At 52.4% G+C, this 15,856-nt stretch carries 23 protein-coding genes; 15 read left to right on the top strand and 8 right to left on the bottom strand.

Features of this window, described 5'->3' with window-relative positions:
- Nucleotides 1–212 precede the first annotated feature (212 nt).
- Nucleotides 213–1,007: a phage tail protein gene (locus BQ7486_RS12085; RefSeq protein ID WP_204206972.1), complete on the top strand. Its 795-nt coding sequence runs from the start codon at nt 213–215 to the stop codon at nt 1,005–1,007.
- 2,439 nt (nt 1,008–3,446) lie between these two features.
- Here the strand turns inward: BQ7486_RS12085 and BQ7486_RS01735 are convergent.
- A complete protein-coding gene (locus BQ7486_RS01735; RefSeq protein ID WP_074008733.1) occupies nt 3,447–4,628 on the bottom strand; it encodes a tyrosine-type recombinase/integrase in 1,182 nt (393 codons plus the stop codon).
- Here BQ7486_RS01735 and BQ7486_RS01730 point away from each other — a divergent pair.
- The 11 genes from BQ7486_RS01730 (at nt 4,627) to BQ7486_RS01675 (ending at nt 9,173) form a co-directional block, all read left to right on the top strand.
- A complete protein-coding gene (locus BQ7486_RS01730; protein ID WP_074008732.1) occupies nt 4,627–5,391 on the top strand; it encodes a DUF4376 domain-containing protein in 765 nt (254 codons plus the stop codon). The genes BQ7486_RS01735 and BQ7486_RS01730 overlap by 2 nt on opposite strands.
- A complete protein-coding gene (locus BQ7486_RS01725; RefSeq protein ID WP_074008731.1) occupies nt 5,391–5,627 on the top strand; it encodes a pseudouridine synthase in 237 nt (78 codons plus the stop codon). The genes BQ7486_RS01730 and BQ7486_RS01725 overlap by 1 nt, the downstream gene beginning before the upstream one ends.
- Before the next feature lie 3 nt (nt 5,628–5,630).
- Complete coding sequence (locus BQ7486_RS01720; protein ID WP_084765540.1) at nt 5,631–6,137, top strand: phage holin family protein; 507 nt, start codon at nt 5,631–5,633, stop codon at nt 6,135–6,137.
- Nucleotides 6,134–6,505, top strand: coding sequence for a YcbK family protein (locus BQ7486_RS01715; protein ID WP_074008729.1), 372 nt, complete (start codon nt 6,134–6,136; stop codon nt 6,503–6,505). The genes BQ7486_RS01720 and BQ7486_RS01715 overlap by 4 nt, the downstream gene beginning before the upstream one ends.
- On the top strand, nt 6,502–6,756 hold the full coding sequence (locus BQ7486_RS01710) for a hypothetical protein (RefSeq protein ID WP_074008723.1): 255 nt from the start codon (nt 6,502–6,504) through the stop codon (nt 6,754–6,756). The genes BQ7486_RS01715 and BQ7486_RS01710 overlap by 4 nt, the downstream gene beginning before the upstream one ends.
- Before the next feature lie 229 nt (nt 6,757–6,985).
- The gene (locus BQ7486_RS12570; protein ID WP_084765538.1) at nt 6,986–7,363 is read left to right on the top strand and encodes a DUF4376 domain-containing protein; all 378 of its coding nucleotides are present in this window, start codon (nt 6,986–6,988) and stop codon (nt 7,361–7,363) included.
- Nucleotides 7,363–7,599 (top strand): pseudouridine synthase, encoded by a 237-nt coding sequence (locus tag BQ7486_RS01695; RefSeq protein WP_074008726.1) that lies wholly within the window; start codon nt 7,363–7,365, stop codon nt 7,597–7,599. The genes BQ7486_RS12570 and BQ7486_RS01695 overlap by 1 nt, the downstream gene beginning before the upstream one ends.
- Nucleotides 7,600–7,602: 3 nt before the next feature.
- Nucleotides 7,603–8,118 (top strand): phage holin family protein, encoded by a 516-nt coding sequence (locus BQ7486_RS01690; RefSeq protein ID WP_084765536.1) that lies wholly within the window; start codon nt 7,603–7,605, stop codon nt 8,116–8,118.
- The gene (locus BQ7486_RS01685) at nt 8,099–8,470 is read left to right on the top strand and encodes a YcbK family protein (protein ID WP_074008724.1); all 372 of its coding nucleotides are present in this window, start codon (nt 8,099–8,101) and stop codon (nt 8,468–8,470) included. Before BQ7486_RS01690 ends, BQ7486_RS01685 begins: the two co-directional genes overlap by 20 nt.
- Nucleotides 8,467–8,721, top strand: coding sequence for a hypothetical protein (locus BQ7486_RS01680; RefSeq protein ID WP_074008723.1), 255 nt, complete (start codon nt 8,467–8,469; stop codon nt 8,719–8,721). The genes BQ7486_RS01685 and BQ7486_RS01680 overlap by 4 nt, the downstream gene beginning before the upstream one ends.
- Nucleotides 8,722–8,723: 2 nt before the next feature.
- On the top strand, nt 8,724–9,173 hold the full coding sequence (locus tag BQ7486_RS01675; protein ID WP_074008722.1) for a hypothetical protein: 450 nt from the start codon (nt 8,724–8,726) through the stop codon (nt 9,171–9,173).
- A gap of 33 nt (nt 9,174–9,206) precedes the next feature.
- Here the strand turns inward: BQ7486_RS01675 and BQ7486_RS01670 are convergent, their stop codons facing one another.
- Entirely contained in the window at nt 9,207–10,643 is a 1,437-nt protein-coding gene (locus BQ7486_RS01670; protein WP_235836707.1) for a tyrosine-type recombinase/integrase, read from the bottom strand.
- Between the two features lie 360 nt (nt 10,644–11,003).
- Between BQ7486_RS01670 and BQ7486_RS01665 the strand changes: the two genes are divergently transcribed.
- The 3 genes from BQ7486_RS01665 to BQ7486_RS01655 are packed head-to-tail and all read left to right on the top strand — an operon-like array spanning nt 11,004 to nt 13,236.
- Nucleotides 11,004–12,251: a tyrosine-type recombinase/integrase gene (locus BQ7486_RS01665; protein WP_074008721.1), complete on the top strand. Its 1,248-nt coding sequence runs from the start codon at nt 11,004–11,006 to the stop codon at nt 12,249–12,251.
- On the top strand, nt 12,248–12,742 hold the full coding sequence (locus BQ7486_RS01660) for a surface-adhesin E family protein (protein WP_074008720.1): 495 nt from the start codon (nt 12,248–12,250) through the stop codon (nt 12,740–12,742). Before BQ7486_RS01665 ends, BQ7486_RS01660 begins: the two co-directional genes overlap by 4 nt.
- Nucleotides 12,739–13,236: a hypothetical protein gene (locus tag BQ7486_RS01655; protein WP_074008719.1), complete on the top strand. Its 498-nt coding sequence runs from the start codon at nt 12,739–12,741 to the stop codon at nt 13,234–13,236. Before BQ7486_RS01660 ends, BQ7486_RS01655 begins: the two co-directional genes overlap by 4 nt.
- Nucleotides 13,237–13,295: 59 nt before the next feature.
- Here BQ7486_RS01655 and BQ7486_RS01650 read toward each other — a convergent pair whose 3' ends face one another.
- The 6 genes from BQ7486_RS01650 to BQ7486_RS01625 form a co-directional block, all read right to left on the bottom strand.
- Nucleotides 13,296–13,529, bottom strand: a complete 234-nt coding sequence (locus tag BQ7486_RS01650; protein WP_074008718.1) for a hypothetical protein — start codon at nt 13,527–13,529, stop codon at nt 13,296–13,298.
- Nucleotide 13,530: 1 nt separating this feature from the next.
- Complete coding sequence (locus tag BQ7486_RS01645) at nt 13,531–14,082, bottom strand: Rha family transcriptional regulator (protein WP_162272214.1); 552 nt, start codon at nt 14,080–14,082, stop codon at nt 13,531–13,533.
- Between the two features lie 2 nt (nt 14,083–14,084).
- Nucleotides 14,085–14,360 (bottom strand): hypothetical protein, encoded by a 276-nt coding sequence (locus tag BQ7486_RS01640; protein WP_074008716.1) that lies wholly within the window; start codon nt 14,358–14,360, stop codon nt 14,085–14,087.
- A 266-nt stretch (nt 14,361–14,626) separates the two neighbouring features.
- Nucleotides 14,627–14,839: a helix-turn-helix transcriptional regulator gene (locus tag BQ7486_RS01635; protein ID WP_143182998.1), complete on the bottom strand. Its 213-nt coding sequence runs from the start codon at nt 14,837–14,839 to the stop codon at nt 14,627–14,629.
- A 156-nt stretch (nt 14,840–14,995) separates the two neighbouring features.
- Nucleotides 14,996–15,553 (bottom strand): hypothetical protein, encoded by a 558-nt coding sequence (locus BQ7486_RS01630; RefSeq protein WP_143182997.1) that lies wholly within the window; start codon nt 15,551–15,553, stop codon nt 14,996–14,998.
- Complete coding sequence (locus tag BQ7486_RS01625) at nt 15,498–15,767, bottom strand: hypothetical protein (RefSeq protein ID WP_074008713.1); 270 nt, start codon at nt 15,765–15,767, stop codon at nt 15,498–15,500. Before BQ7486_RS01625 ends, BQ7486_RS01630 begins: the two co-directional genes overlap by 56 nt.
- Nucleotides 15,768–15,856 lie beyond the last annotated feature (89 nt).

Here is a 15,856-nt window from a genome sequence, read left to right as displayed (position 1 = left end):
ACATCGCAGGTCATTTCTTGGGAATTTGAGAGTGCTCAGAGCGAGTCATACCGCACCTGTACGGTGTCCTACCGGGACCCGAAACAGAAAACCAAGCAAAAGGCGGGCGGTTATGACTTCAACCTGCGACCGGTATCCGGGAAAAGCACAAATCCGGCAGTGATGACCTACACGGCCACCGATCCGGATGTCGATCCANGAATTATTCGGATTTGAGCGGCACTCCGAAGTCGCTGAAAAATCCTCAGGCGCTTACTTTGCAGATCGGCGGTGTGACGAAGGTGACGTATGACGGGAGCAATAAGGCTACGTATAACGTAACGCTTCCGAAGATTCCGACGAGCCTCAAGAGTCCGTATGCACTGACGATTAAGAGAAATGGCACGAAGCTGGGGGATTATGACGGCAGCAAGGCGGTCGCAGTCGACATTCAGCAGAAAAAGCTCACTGTCAATGTGAACGGCGTAAAGGTCGGCGAATACAACGGTGATGTCGATCAGGTGATTGACATCACAGTGAGCGAAGGGGCTCAGCCCGGTGATTACAAAATGATTGCCGGCAGCACGATCCCTGACGGTTGGCTTTTATGTAACGGTGCAGCGGTCTCCAGAACGACCTATGCCAAGTTGTTTGCGGCCATTGGTACCCGGTATGGATCAGGCAACGGCTCTACCACGTTTAATTTGCCTAATTTCAATGGTAGGCATGTGTTGGGCACAACCAACACGGGAAACCTCGGTAGCTACGTAAGTGCTGGGTTACCGGACATCACGGGTTCTTTTTCACCAAACTTCAATGGTGATTCTGGTGGCTTTCATTTTTCTAGTGGTGCTATATATTCCGGTTGCTTTAATCGTGGAAAAAAGGTTGATTTTTCATGCGGATGGGGCCGCTACGGTGATGACTATGCTTTAAATTTTGCCGCCCATTATTCAAATAATGTGTACGGAAATTCATCATCTGTCTCCGTTCCTGCGGCCTATTCCTTGATTATCATCAGAACATAAGCCGCGGCGACAGACACAGATGACGATCTTCCATACGTACTGTCATACGCGCCGGCACGCATCCGGACGTTAACAATCGGATCCGGCCCGGGCGCTACGGACTTTTTGTCACTGTTTCCCGAGTCTTCTGTCCAGAGGGCACCGTAGGTCCTCCAGGCGCTTTTCCAAATAATGCCGGATGTTGCATAACCACTTATGTCCGGACATCACTGGCAGTATTAGCCTTGTGAGCGGAGGTACAGAAAAAACTTCCGGAGCGTTGTATACGTCAACGTCATATTCCGCCAGCCACATCAATTCGCCTGTTTTAGGAAAAACGCCTGGCATTCACTTGTCCGCAAGCCTGGTCAGTGGATACTTCGGTCGGTCTAACGGGGTTAGTGTTGATGCTCTCTATGCTTTGATGATCATCAAGACATAGGTGGCATCAACTGATACTCCTGATGCTCCGTAATAGCCGCTATAACGAGAGGCACGAAAAGATCTACGTATAAATTCTCTCGTCTCAGAGAAGCCGGGAATCTCCATACTCAATGAACCAGTTTTTGCTGAATACACGGCCCCTGTGGACTGCCACCCGCTGTTATCGGCTTCGAAAGCGGAGCCCCAAGTTCCACTGATGTCCGGACATTACGTATAACAGGAAGCCTTATATCTGGACTTAATCAGACAGGAGCGTTAGCCGGGGCTTTTGCTGATAGTTCCGGTGAAGGTTCGTCAAATTATGCAGGCGGGGGTATACCACTCGTTATGGAGGTCATTCAGAGCCTCACGATCAGTAGCGACTTATGGCCGCATCTACTCCGGAGTAACCGTGGATGCCGTTTACGTTTTAATTATTATTAAGACATAAAGCGCATCAACCAAAACGTCTGAGTTATATCCATAAATGGAACTGGCCCACGATGCTTTAAATCGGCCGGTCTTTCCTTTTGATTGAGGGTCATCGGAATAACCTCCTTCAAATGGAGTGCCTGTCCAAAAAGCTCCTGCGTAATATTTGTCATACTCGGCGTCATTATTCGGAAATTCTCCGGTTATGTCCGGGGACAGATAACTGGTACATTGCTCTGCGATACGAATACAGAAAATAATGGCGTTATCTTTTGGGCTGGTGGCGTGTGCTCCTATTCTGTGGCAGCGGAGAATAATCCGTATTCACAATATGCCTCTAAAGGTAGCAGCCACTACCGAGCCAAAATTGATATTGAGGCATCTCAAGGTAACTATATTTTCGGGCGTGCCAGTACGGTATCTGTGCCAGCTTACTATGTCTTAATTATTATCAAGGCATAACAAGCGGAAACAGAAACACCTGAGGAGTTTCCATATGTCGAGCTGGACCATCTGGCAGCGAACTGAAAACTATCCATTCGCCAAAGAGAATCCCCAGCAACACCCCCATTGGCAGAGACATTGGGACAATAGAAAGCCCCGGTTGGATGAGGCTTAGCATCGAAAGTTAACCCAACGGATAAATAATTAGCAGTGCCCGTTATGTCCGGACATAACTGGCACTGTACAAATCGGCGGCTATCCCTTAATGACAACTGACCACAAAGGGGCGTTCTATGCAGTATCCCAAGGGAACGCTGATACTCATTGCCAAGATTCCTCCATAAGAGCAACTGTTTTAGGTTTTTCGGCTTCCAAGTCGAATGGCATCTACGGAAACTCATCAACGGTGCAAGTACCCGCTTCTTACACTTTGATAATCATCAGGGCGTAGGCTGACGGGACGTTGACATTGTTAGATCTTCCATATATTGAGTTTTCGGAAGAAGCCATAAACTTAACAATTTTTCGGTGTTGATATTTGTCTACACCGTAATTTGATTGCTCTTTGGCTATGAGAGAAAAAGCGCCGCTTGTATATTGTAATTCAGCGTGCCCAACGTCAAATTCACCAATGATGTCCGGCCGGACATCAGCGGGTATACGGAGGTCAGAGGCATAGAGTACGTGCCTACACGCAAAAGTACAGGAGTTTTCTCAGTGGAAAAGGCTACCAAAGACGCCTATTCATCGCACTTAGATAGCGTGGCTGAGACTGTTCCCGGACGACTGGTTTTTACGGCATCCGATTCGAGCAGTGTCTACGGCCGCACTTCCGGGGTATCTGTTCCGGCGGCTTACACGCTAATGATTATCAAGGCATAGCATGCCGGGACGGACACACCGCTTGACTGGCCGTAAGTCGAGTCTGAATACCCAGCTCGGAAGCCGAGCCCATACTGAGCATTTTCTGAATCATCGACAGACCATGCTCCCTTGCCGCCGCTAGATAATTTATAGAAAGCGCCGTTAAATGAGCCATCTACGGTGTCGTCTGTTGTGTTTTTTGGGATGATCGATCCTGTTATGTCCGGTGCCCAAACTGTCTATAAATCATCAGAAGATAGGGGGCTGAATACTGGTGGCTGCCCCCTGTGGTTTGGGCTAAGACTTTTCTTTGGCCTCCTCATTGGCGCTGATAATGTGTGGAAGAAGACCGGCTCTCAGGGCACAGCCGTATACATAAGAGCACCACGCGTCCATGACGGGGCGTCTTGCCTCCAAATAATCAGACCTTTGGTAAGCGCGTGAAACTTGACTCCCGGACACGTGAGAGAGGCATGATTCCGCAACTTCAAACGGGATGGCGTGGTCTGCCAGCCAGCTCCTGGCGATTGACCGCAGTCCGTGAGCAACGAGTTTTCCTGAAAGGGTTGTCTGATGAAGGTACTTGGCAAGCTTCTGGCTTGACATGTGCTCGTTTGGCCGCATGCCTGAAAAGACAAAGGCATTTTTCGGGTGAGGTGAGAGTTTGTGTTCCTCCGCCAGTAGACGGAGCATGAAATTTGTTAGTGGAACCCTGTGAGGCCGGCGCTTTTTCATCTGGTCTCCGGGAATGGTCAGCGTTTCGTCTTTAATCCAGTCTTTCCTGAGCTTTGCAGTTTCGCCTGGCCGCAGCATTGAGCATAGCGACCAAAGAAACAAGATTTGTAGCCTGGTCGGGGCGGCGGCTATGACAGCCATGATTGATTCGAGCTCCTGCCATGGAAGGGCCGGCATGGGGCGAGTGACTGGCGGGGCGAAGATGCGGTTTAGGCGATCAATTGGATTGTGCTGAATGTAGCCGGCACATACCGCTAAGTCTAGGATTTCGCGCACCCGCATGATGACGCGCTTGAGTGTTGCTCTGTGTCCGGCGGTTTCAATTGGCCGAACGATTTGGATCATGAGCGGCGCGGTGATTTCGTCAATTTGGCGATTCCCCAGAGGACCAATGACGTACTTCTCGAGCCTTCGTCGTTCGTCAGCGTAGCTCGTGATTCTCCCCTTTTTTAAATTGCACCATAAGTGGAAAGCATCTTTGAGGGTGTAGCCAAGAGGCGGCTCCTGGCCCAGCTCTTTCCGCTTTCTGCGGGCGATTTGCTTTGCTTCGGCCAGGGACATTTCAGGGAAGTGGCCGATGGCCAAGTCGGCTACACGGCCGAGTGTGCAGATTCGCAGTACCCAGGACTTAGTGCCTGATGGCTGAACTTTTAAAGACAGCCCGTAACCAACCGCGATTGAGTAGCGCTTTTGGCGCGGCTTAAGTGCGGCTAACTTTTTTGAGGTAATTGGAGTTTTTAACATGGCATCAAAATTAGTTCGTTTACCCTGCGTTGATGAGGACGGCTATTTCTGCGATTTCAAGATGGTGATGGAAATGCCGGACGGAGAGTTGCTGCTTCCGGATGATGTGGCGCAGATTGATGCGCCCGCAGAGGATCCGGCTGCGGCCCAGTCGTTTTACCGCCTATCGGACGATAAGTCCTCATGGATTAAGGAACCGAAACCAAAGACGGCAGAAGATTGTGTTGCGATGGGGGCGGTTTCTCATCAGTCCCAGACGCAAAGATGCAATGAGCTTCGCCAGTTGTTCCAAAAGCTCACAGAGGGCAGCACAACGCATCGAATCGCACGTGGGCCTGATCTGGAGTGGATTGTTGAAAAGATTCCGGAAAAGACGCTCGATGAGCTGAAAGAAGAAAAGAAGCGTGAGCTGGACGGTGCCTTTACTGCCTGGCGCGGTGAAGCCGCCACCTTAAAGTCTTCTCTCGGCTTTGAGGCTGACAGCGACGACCGTGCGAAAACTGACGTCGGCGCCCTTGTCGAGGCTTTAGAGGCGCAGAACGCCTACACCGCAGCTGGCGTCGAATTTATGGACGCCAACAACGTAAAACACCCGCTCAACCTTGAGCAACTTCAGGTCTTGAATCAGGAAATTATCACTGCAGGCCTCGCCGCTTACGACTACAAGTGGAAGACGCGAGACGAGATTGATGACGCGAAGACGAAAGAAGACCTCGCGAAAATCAAGATCAAGTTTGTCCCTGTCGACTTTACGGCCGCGTGATGTACGCATACATCAAGAACGTGCTGATCGCGTTTGATCAACTCGCCAACGCCCTGATCGGCGGGTGGCCGGATGAGAGTTTGTCGAGCCGGGCCTGGCGGGAATACTGCTCGGGCCAGCGGCTCTGGCCAAAGCGGCTGATCGATGCCCTGCTGTGGTTCGACAAGAACCACTGCGAAGAGTCGTGGAAGAGCGAAAAGGGCCGGCGGCAATTCCCGCCGGATCTGCGGGAGTGATTTATGCCGGAGAGGATGCACATGGCGCCTGACTTTTTGCCTGTTGGCACAGAGAAAATACTTGCCGCGGCCGTGGGCGCCCTCACCGGCGCTCTTTCATTTTTCTTCGGTCTCGATACCAAGCCGCTCATCATATGGCTCGCGATCTTTGTCGGAGCAGACCTTGTGACGGGCATGGCGGCCGCGTTCGTCAAACGCGACTTTGAGAGCCGGATCGTGTCTCATGGGCTTTTGAAAAAGGGCCTGATGTTTGTTGTCGTGGGCTTTGCGCACGGCCTTGACGTGCAGTTTGCCTACACGCTGGGCTATCTCGCTGTGTTCCAAGGCATTGTCATCGCGGCCTACGGCTTCACAGAACTCATGAGCATCATCGAGAACCTCGATCGCATGGATCTCGGCGGATGCATCCCTCCGATCATCCGCAAGGCACTAAAACAGATCAACGCCCGGCTAGATGAATCAGTGGAAAAGATCGGCGACAAGCCGAAAGAAGGACCGTTACAAAAATGAAAATCGGATACTTTGACACAAAGGAGCTCGCCAGCAAGGACGGCCAGCACTCGCCGTTCGGGGAGCAGCAGGTCAGATCAGAGCTGCTCTTTTTATTGAACCGGATCCGGACGGCATGGGGGCGGCAGATCATTGTCAACAGTGCTTATCGCTCGCCAGAGCACAACCGCGCTGTGGGCGGCGTGGAGAACTCTTACCACGTCCAGGGGCTTGCAGCAGACATCAGGCCGGAGAACCTGGAGGATCTTCCTGAGCTGCAGGATCTTTGTTTGGAGCTCAATTCTGACGGCGGAGTGGGGCTGTATGACAGCTTTGTGCATGTTGATGCCAGAGGATTCAAGGCGCGCTGGGACAACTGCAAAAAATGACCAAAGAAGAAATCATCAAATACGTTTTTAAATTTTTCAAGGAGTATGTGATGAACAGCGAAGACTTTCAGGAATGGCTTAAGAAAATCGGCGTGAAGGTCGAAGATCTCACGCTGGACGCCTACGAAAAACTCAAGGCCGAGAAGGCCAAGCTCGATACCGAGATGCGCCGCAAGTGCCGTCTCTTCTGGGCGCCTGTCTGTGTCGGCTTCGGCATGATCTGCTTCTTTGCCGGCGGTTGGCTGCTTTAAAGATGGCCAAGTGGCTCTACCTCGCTGCGGCCGTGGTCGTCTTCAGTGCCGGATACGCCTTTGCGGACGCCCTGCGCACTGCAGACATCGCGCGCCTTAAAGCCGGCTACGCGGCCGCGGCTCAGAAGTACCAGGCCGAACTCACGAAAAGGGAGACAGACAATGCGAAGAAGCTCGCCGACGCGGTCGACAAGAAGCAGGCTGAAATCGNGAAAAGACGCTCGATGAGCTGAAAGAAGAAAAGAAGCGTGAGCTGGACGGTGCCTTTACTGCCTGGCGCGGTGAAGCCGCCACCTTAAAGTCTTCTCTCGGCTTTGAGGCTGACAGCGACGACCGTGCGAAAACTGACGTCGGCGCCCTTGTCGAGGCTTTAGAGGCGCAGAACACCTACACCGCAGCTGGCGTCGAATTTATGGACGCTAACAACGTAAAACACCCGCTCAACCTTGAGCAACTCCAGGTCTTGAATCAGGAAATTATCTCTGCAGGCCTCGCCGCTTACGACTACAAGTGGAAGACGCGAGACGCGATTGATGACGCGAAGACGAAAGAAGGCCTCGCGAAAATCAAGATCAAGTTTGTCCCTGTCGACTTTACGGCCGCGTGATGTACGCATACATCAAGAACGTGCTGATCGCGTTGGATCAACTCGCCAACGCCCTGATCGGCGGGTGGCCGGATGAGAGTTTGTCGAGCCGGGCCTGGCGGGAATACTGCTCGGGCCAGCGGCTCTGGCCAAAGCGGCTGATCGATGCCCTGCTGTGGTTCGACAAGAACCACTGCGAAGAGTCGTGGAAGAGCGAAAAGGGCCGGCGGCAATTCCCGCCGGATCTGCGGGAGTGATTTATGCCGGAGAGGATGCACATGACGCCGGACTTTTTGCCTGTTGGCACAGAGAAAATACTTGCCGCGGCCGTGGGCGCCCTCACCGGCGCTCTTTCGTTTTTCTTCGGTCTCGATACCAAGCCGCTCATCATATGGCTCGCGATCTTTGTCGGAGCAGACCTTGTGACGGGCATGGCGGCCGCGTTCGTCAAACGCGACTTTGAGAGCCGGATCGTGTCTCATGGGCTTTTGAAAAAGGGCCTGATGTTTGTTGTCGTGGGCTTTGCGCACGGCCTTGACGTGCAGTTTGCCTACACGCTGGGCTATCTCGCTGTGTTCCAAGGCATTGTCATCGCGGCCTACGGCTTCACAGAACTCATGAGCATCATCGAGAACCTCGATCGCATGGATCTCGGCGGATGCATCCCTCCGATTATTCGCAAGGCACTCAAACAGATCAACGCCCGGTTGGATGAATCAGTTGAAGAGATCGGCGACAAGCCGAAAGAAGGCAAAAATGCAAATCGGATACTTTGACACAAAAGAGCTCGCCAGCAAGGACGGCCAGCGCTCTCCGTTCGGGGAGCAGCAGGTCAGATCAGAACTGCTCTTTTTATTGAACCGAATCCGTACGGCATGGGGCCGCCCGATCATTGTCAACAGCGCTTATCGCTCGCCTGAGCACAATCGCGCCGTGGGCGGCGTGGAGAACTCTTACCACGTCAGGGGCCTCGCGGCTGACATTCGTCCGGAGCATCAGGAAGACCTCCCGGCACTTCAGGATCTCTGTTTGGAGCTCAATTCTGACGGCGGAGTGGGGCTGTATGACAGCTTTGTGCATGTTGATGCCAGAGGATTCAAGGCGCGCTGGGACAACTGCAAAAAATGACCAAAGAAGAAATCATCAAATACGTTTTTAAATTTTTCAAGGAGTATGTGATGAACAGCGAAGACTTTCAGGAATGGCTTAAGAAAATCGGCGTGAAGGTCGAAGATCTCACGCTGGACGCCTACGAAAAACTCAAGGCCGAGAAGGCCAAGCTCGATACCGAGATGCGCCGCAAGTGCCGTCTCTTCTGGGCGCCTGTCTGTGTCGGCTTCGGCATGATCTGCTTCTTTGCCGGCGGTTGGCTGCTTTAAAGATGGCCAAGTGGCTCTACCTCGCTGCGGCCGTGGTCGTCTTCAGTGCCGGATACGCCTTTGCGGACGCCCTGCGCACTGCAGACATCGCGCGCCTTAAAGCCGGCTACGCGGCCGCGGCTCAGAAGTACCAGGCCGAACTCACGAAAAGGGAGACAGACAATGCGAAGAAGCTCGCCGACGCGGTCGACAAGAAGCAGGCTGAAATCGATGCGCTTGACTCTCAGCTTGCTGGTATGCGGCGGGATGTTGAGCGCCTGCGCGGCGCGGCCGCCGGCGGTGGTCGAGTGCCCGCCGGCACCTGCGATTCCGGAAAGCTTTGTGAGCGACGAATCGCAGAATGTAGACGCCTTCTTGTTGAGAGTGCGGAATCTCCTGAAGAGGGCAGCCGATTGGTCATCCGGTTATCATCAGATCGATCAGCAGTAAAGGAAATACTTCATCGTCCATGACGTCATGGGGCTGCGCCCCTATGGCGCCTTTTTTTAGTTGAAGTCATCCATTTCCTGTGTCAGGAATTGTCCCCAGGCCTCAAAGACATCGCGCATTTCTCCAGTGGCTTGGTCGCGGTCATAGGCACACTGGTAAGACTCATTTCTGTGGTCGAGGCAGCTCTCCCGGACATCCTTTGGAAAGAAGGGATGTCCAAATCGTTTCCCGTCCTTGGCCCAGGTATTGAAGCTTGCTCTGGCGCAGCCATGCAGCGTCACAATGCGGGGTGTCTGCGTTGCTCCGTGGATTTGTTCCGGATCAACCCAGCCGATACCGTCAATTTTGCGCTGGCGGTCGTGCATTCTTTTCAAGAGGCGCGAGAAGGCTTCCGGAGACATCGGCTTGAGGCTACGATGAAAGATACTGGGAAAGAGGTAATCCTGTCCTTCATATTTGACTCTCGGCATGGTTTCCAGCAGCCTGACCGCAACGGAACTCAGAGGGGTCTTTCGGTCAAACGGCAAGCCTTCGGCCTTGACCTTCATGCGTGAACGCGGAATCAGGTGGATCCAGTTGCCGTCATCGTCCTTTTGGATTTCACTCCAAGTGGCCTCTCGAGCGGTAGAGTTTCTGGCTGCCGTCAGGATGGCAAAGGCCAAGCATCTGGCGGCAGGGCTCGAAAGGGTGTATTCCATGAGCATTTTGAAGAATGCCGGCATCTTTTGGACGGGGAGAGCCGGTTCGTGGCCGGTTTCCGGTCTGTTCAACGGCAGTAGGTCTCCAAGTTTTCCGCCGTGAATGCGCGCCGGGTTGATCATTGGCGGAATGATTTCTTGTCGGATTGCCCAGTCAATGGCATTCCTGGTGTCAGCAAGAATCTTTTCCGGGGTGTTGGTCATGGTCCGCCATTTTTCCGCCAGCGCGTCAGCAAACATCTCGGGCGTTAATTCAGCGGCCGGACACTGGCGCAGCGAGTCTGGAATGTGGTTTCTGAAATATCCTTGCCACACGCCGAGTCGAGGTTTCTTGTCATCTTTCCACCGGCCGCGTTTATTGTTGAATTCGACCCATTGAAACATGAGATTCTCATACGTCAGTTTTTGGGGAGAGGAGGCCTCTAAGAGTTGTTTGGAAGGGTCATCGCCCTTGAGGATGAGGTCTCGCCATTCTGCTGCCTTGGTGAATGCTTCTGAGAGTGAGATGTCCGGAAATTTTCCGATGGTGTAGGAGCGTTTTTGTTTTCGATCTTTGAGAACAAAATACTTGGCAAACGATCCGTCGGCGAGCTTCCGGACAGTCACGTAAAGCCCCGGCACAACGCCGCAGGCAGTGTCCTTTTCAAGGGTCTTCAGTCGTATCGCTGTGAGGCGTTCAGCTACTCTCATGCCGCTCTCCTGCGGGTTGGAGGCTATGCTCCCAAAAGTTCCGAAGAAAAAATGAAAAATTCCGAAGAAATCATACCCATTGGGAGCATAGTTGGGTGAAATCATTCGCGAGCTGGAGGGAGTTTGATATAGAACGACAGAGAACAACAGAGACTGACGGTAGGCAGTGTTTCCATTTAAATTCATCGTATTAGGTGAACAATGGAGACTGAGGGAGATTATCTGAGAATATCTGAAATTCGAATTATGGTAGGCCCAGTTCCTACCAACCAGTGCTTTTTCGCTTTTCGCGTGAACCCCTGTCGCCGTTGGCTTCAGGGGTTTTTCGTTAGTGATGACGGGACTTGAAGCATCCTTGCTTCCCTAGTTCTTCCCTATTCACAAGTGTTCGCCTTTATCAATTTGTGTTAACCTCAACTAGGGAAGAAACTAGGGAAGAGAATCTTCCCTGGTTGAGGAGTTTTTATGAAAGCCAAACTCTCACAAAGAACCTTGGGAAATCTTGGCGACGGCGTATATCGGGACGAGTTGACCAAAGGTTTGTACCTCGTGATTAAAGGTGGCTCACGGGCTTGGGTGCTGCGTCGTCAGGTAAATGGCAAGAGGTATGACGTAGGTCTGGGCAGTGCTGCAAGTATCGCTTTGGCGAATGCGCGGGCTATGACTGCCCGGCTGATGGGACTTGGTGCTGAAGATTTTGTGAAAGAGATCGAAGCCTCGAAAAAGAAAAAGCCCGTGTCCGTGGCAAAGAAAACTTTCCGAAAAGTCTGCGACGAGTACATGCAGTGGAATATCGACGTAGGCAACTGGGAGGAGCTTTCAAAGTCTCATCGTGTTTTCGAAAGCCGGATGCGTTGTCACGTGTGGCCGAGAATCGGTGACAAGCTTATTGACGAGATCAAGCCTGCGGACGTGGCCGAGATTGCGGCGGCTATTTGGGATAAACCGGACATTGTGGATAGGTGCCTCGGTTTCGCCAAAAAGGTCTTCGACTGGGCGAAGGCGAAGGGCTACACCGACAGGGACAATCCGGCGGATCGTCATGGGGCGTTGCAGTTTCTTTTGCCGAACAATCGACACGTCAAACAAAACCGCGGGGCGTTGGCGGTAAGCGAGTTGCCGGACTTCTTCGCTGCCTCTATGGCCGAAAAGCAGATCAGTAGCCGACAGTGCTTTGAGTTTTCCATTCTGACGGCGACGCGTTCGCAGACGGCGCGGGAAGCCCGTTGGGATCAGATAGACTGGGAAGAGAAGATTTGGACAGTCCCGCCCGAACAACTGAAGGTCTCCAGCAACGGCGCATTGATTGTGCCGCTGGCCCCGAAGGTGATTGAGTTTCTGAAAAGCATTGATCGACCGCATGAAGGGCTGATCTTCCCGAATCGTTACGGTAACGTGATGACGGATACGATGCTCGGGCGGCTTGTCAAATTGACGCCTGGCGATTGGACGGACAAGGCCGAGACTCTGAAGCGCGGGAAGACGGTACGTCCGACTCAGCACGGAATCGCTCGGGCCACGTTTATGACCTGGAGTCAGGACGACAGTTTGGGAAACGATAAGCGGTTTGACGTGCGGGTGGCGCATCTTTGTCTGCACCACAAACTGAACGACGGCTACAACGGTGCGTATGAGCGGCAGACGTTATTCCTGCGCCGGCGTGAATTGATGACCGCGTGGGCGGATTTTTGTTTTAGCAAGGTGGACAAATGAAAAGGGTTATTGCCTGTTTGGCGGGAGTGGCTTGTATTGCTATGTCTGTGCCTTCTTTTTCGGCGGAAGAAATTGTCGTCGGCGGGTTCAAAATGACCGTTCCGAAAAAAGGTTCTTCGTTAGTTGAAAAGGAGATGCGTGGTGAAATTTGCCCCGGTACGTTTTTGAAAAATTTAAACGCTTTTCTTTTTGTCGGCCCCGTTCATGATGAAAATAAAATCTGGTCGATTATTAGCTACGCAAAAGGCGCGAGTGTAAAAGGGCAACCGCAAACAAAATCATTAGCAAGTTTAAATGAAATTGATTGCAAAGGGTGGAGAATAAAAAAGCTAAACAATATCGGCTTTAGTGATTATTTTGCAGAGGGCGATGTGACAGAGCAATTTTCCCAAAATGAGTGGCTTTATCCTATGCCTCAATCCGTAATTGAAAGCGAGCTTCAATTGCTTTGCACGGTGATGAATGCTGTCAAACGAGGGAGTGCAAAATGATGAGCTCAGGACTGATTATCGGGATCGTCATTGGTGGCATTGTTTTGGCCGTCGCGCTCTTCTGTTTCAACAATGCTACGCGTCAGGTTTCTATCAATAAAGAAGTGGAAAGGATAGTCAGCGTTGTTGGTGTTAATCAGGAAGCGGCTAAGATTGCGAATGATGTAGCTAAATTAGCTACGGGGTCGCTATATACAAATAGAGATATTAGGGTGCGGATGGTGATTTTTTCTAGGAAATATGGGACTGCCGGTGCGGCTCAAATTCTATTCCTTTTTGCACTCAAACAAATATTATTGGATAATCAAGGATTGATGCGATTGTCTTTGGCGGAAACTCTTAAATTTAAGGCCTTTCTCGGTGTTGTTTATATATATGTGTCCAAGAAAAGAAATGTTCCGACCAATATCGTAGATTCGATAACTGGCGAATTGGTTAGTTTAATTCCTGATACGCATGATAATATAATCAATGAAATGACTGATTTTATATAAAAACAATCCCCGTCAGCCTTCGGTTGGCGGGGACCATTTTCGTGACGCCGCGAAGATGGTTACGCGTTGTCAGGGCGGCTGATGACCAACTTCATCATGTCGGACTCAACGGCCTTGATGGTGGGGATATATTCCTCGAAGTTGGACATATAGCCCGCGCCGTTGATCTCGAAGTCGATGGCTGACGGGCCGTCATCATCCTTCAAAAGGCGGAGGCGGATTTCTTCGATACCGTTTTCTGCCATAACCTTCGCGGCGGCCTTATAGATAGGGGTGAGGTCGATCTGTTTCATTTTACTTCTCCTTATTTTCGATGGAAACGCTGATCTGCAGCGGCAGTTCCGGCTGCACCTTCTTTTCCGCTTCCTTCACTTCGAGTTCCAGTTGTCCTTTTTCGGTCTTCCACTCATGTAAGGCTTGCCCAGCAACGGACGAGCGTTCTCTCTTGTTCTCCAGCATCGTCAGCTTGTTGATGTAGTCTTGCAGGTAGTTCGTCTTTGCGTTGGCAATAGCTTTCGCCATAGCCTCGAATTGGTCGATATAAGCGATTTTGAAGCCGAGAGCCCTGTCGCCCGTAAAGCCCATGGAGAGCAGAGTAAAGCCTTTTTGATCCATGTAATAAAAACGAACCTTGTGGTTCTGAACAGTACCTAAAGCCTTGTTTTCAAAAGACTCCCCAAAATTGGACACACCTAAATCGGGGCGCTTTTTAATCAGGTTGTCGATGTCACGGAGGACGTGGTCGTGACGTTTGTTGAAGTACTTCGCAACCTGGAAGCTCGTGGTCATGGGACGCCCGTCATGATCTTGGACGACGGGCGGGGTAACGATAGCGGTATGAGTCATTTTCATTTCTCCGTCTCATTAACGAGGAGTTCTGCGCATTCCAAAATGGAAGCGGCGGATTTGATGACGCTGAGAAGCCCTGCGGTGGAAAGCATCTGGCTATCGCTTTCGGCCGAATCGGCTACGGCGATGAGGATGTTCTTGGCTTCGGAACACGACATAATCGCGTAGTCCTTGGCTTCGCCGGAGGTCAGCTGGTGTTTGATGAGCGCCGTGATGGCGAACGGGAGATTGAATGTTGACGGCTGCGTTTGAGCAGCACCTTGGAACGCTTGCATAGCGTGTCCTCCTTTTGCAGTTTGAGAACTGCCCTCACGACGCCAATCGTGGTGGGCAGACTGTACGGGTTGGCGTACCGGTGCAAAAGGGTACCGGCGCATGCAAGCATGCCCCATACAGTCCGCCCGTAAAGGGAGACTGCTATGCACAAAAAATCCGCTCATACGGAAGTAAGGCGGCTGTACACCTTTCGCTTTCCGGGCGCCAATCCGGTGCCTCTTGGTAGACGAGGCACGGGCATTATGCGCGGATTCTTGTGCGTTTGTCAACGTTGAGCTCCTTCGGCAATCCAGCGTTCGAGCTCGGATTCTTTAAATTGCAGGGTGCCGCCGACTCGGATCGGCTTAATAAATTCGCGCCCCCGCAGGCGCGGGCCGTCGCCGTTGTCGTAGTAACCGCGAATCCAACTGCGGATCGTGCTCACAGACTTATTGAGCCGCTTGGCGACTTCCTTAATAGTCAGCAACTTGGTCTGCATCTTCACTCCTCCAACAATCCACACGGCGGCACCCCGCCGAAAAGCTCCATCACTACACCGCCAACGAGGGCTTCAACGCACGCGGCCGTAGCTGAACTCATCGTCGAACTGGCCATTGAAGGCGGCTGCGGCCGCTGGTCCATCAGAAGTGTTGTGTTATCCATGGCGGTGGCTCCAGTCAATGTTGTCGTTCTCTTGTTCAATTGCTCTTTTCAGTTGTTCGTCCGTGTAGGCGTATCGCCCGTCCTTTCCCCTTGTCAGATGCCGCATCGCGTAGAACTCCAGGATGAGGCGGGTTGGTGATTCGTCCAGACTGTCCCGAATGAAGGGGCCGGCAATCGCGACTCCTGCCCGGACTGCCTTGAGTTCGTCTCCGGCGAACACAAACCGCGGGGCGTCCGGATTGCGGTCGCAGGCGCGGTCGGCGCATCGTTTGATCGCGTCTCCGGCCGCGTTGACGATCGGTGTGCAGTCCTTGACCTCGTCCCGATCTAGCCAGTCCCGTGTCACCATCCCGAGGGTGCAGAGATTGAGCACGTCCCGGACACAGCACATGTCGTCCATGTTCGCTTCGCCGGTCGGGAATTTGAACTCAGTGATAAGCTCAAATTCCTGAAACACGGCCTGCAGGTGCTCGATGTCTGAGCGTTCCCAACAGTTAAACCTCACGGGCTTCGGCCGATACTTCTTGCGCGGTTTGCTGTTTTTGGCCATCTTTCGCTCTCCTCAGCGTATCCCGCAGCCGGGCCGCGGCGTTTGCCTTTTTGTGCGTGCTTGTCGCGAGGATCATCGAGAGCACGCACGCCTTCTCGATTGCTCCCTTTGTGATCGCGTCCTCGATCATCTGAAGCCGTCGTGTCTCCTCCTGGCTGAAGGAGACCTGCTCATACAGCTCCCGGACGCGGCGTTTTAAATCCTGTGCTTCCATCTCTTACCCCCAGATCAACCAGCCCAGAAAAACGCCCGGACTGAGCCAAAGCCAAAGAAAAATGAACACCGCGGCGATCACCGATCCGG

The organism is Duodenibacillus massiliensis (assembly GCF_900128485.1).
GTDB classification, from domain to species: domain Bacteria; phylum Pseudomonadota; class Gammaproteobacteria; order Burkholderiales; family Burkholderiaceae_F; genus Duodenibacillus; species Duodenibacillus massiliensis.
The sequence above is the reverse complement of the archived record's forward strand: the minus strand, read 5'-3'. Positions and strand labels throughout refer to the sequence as shown.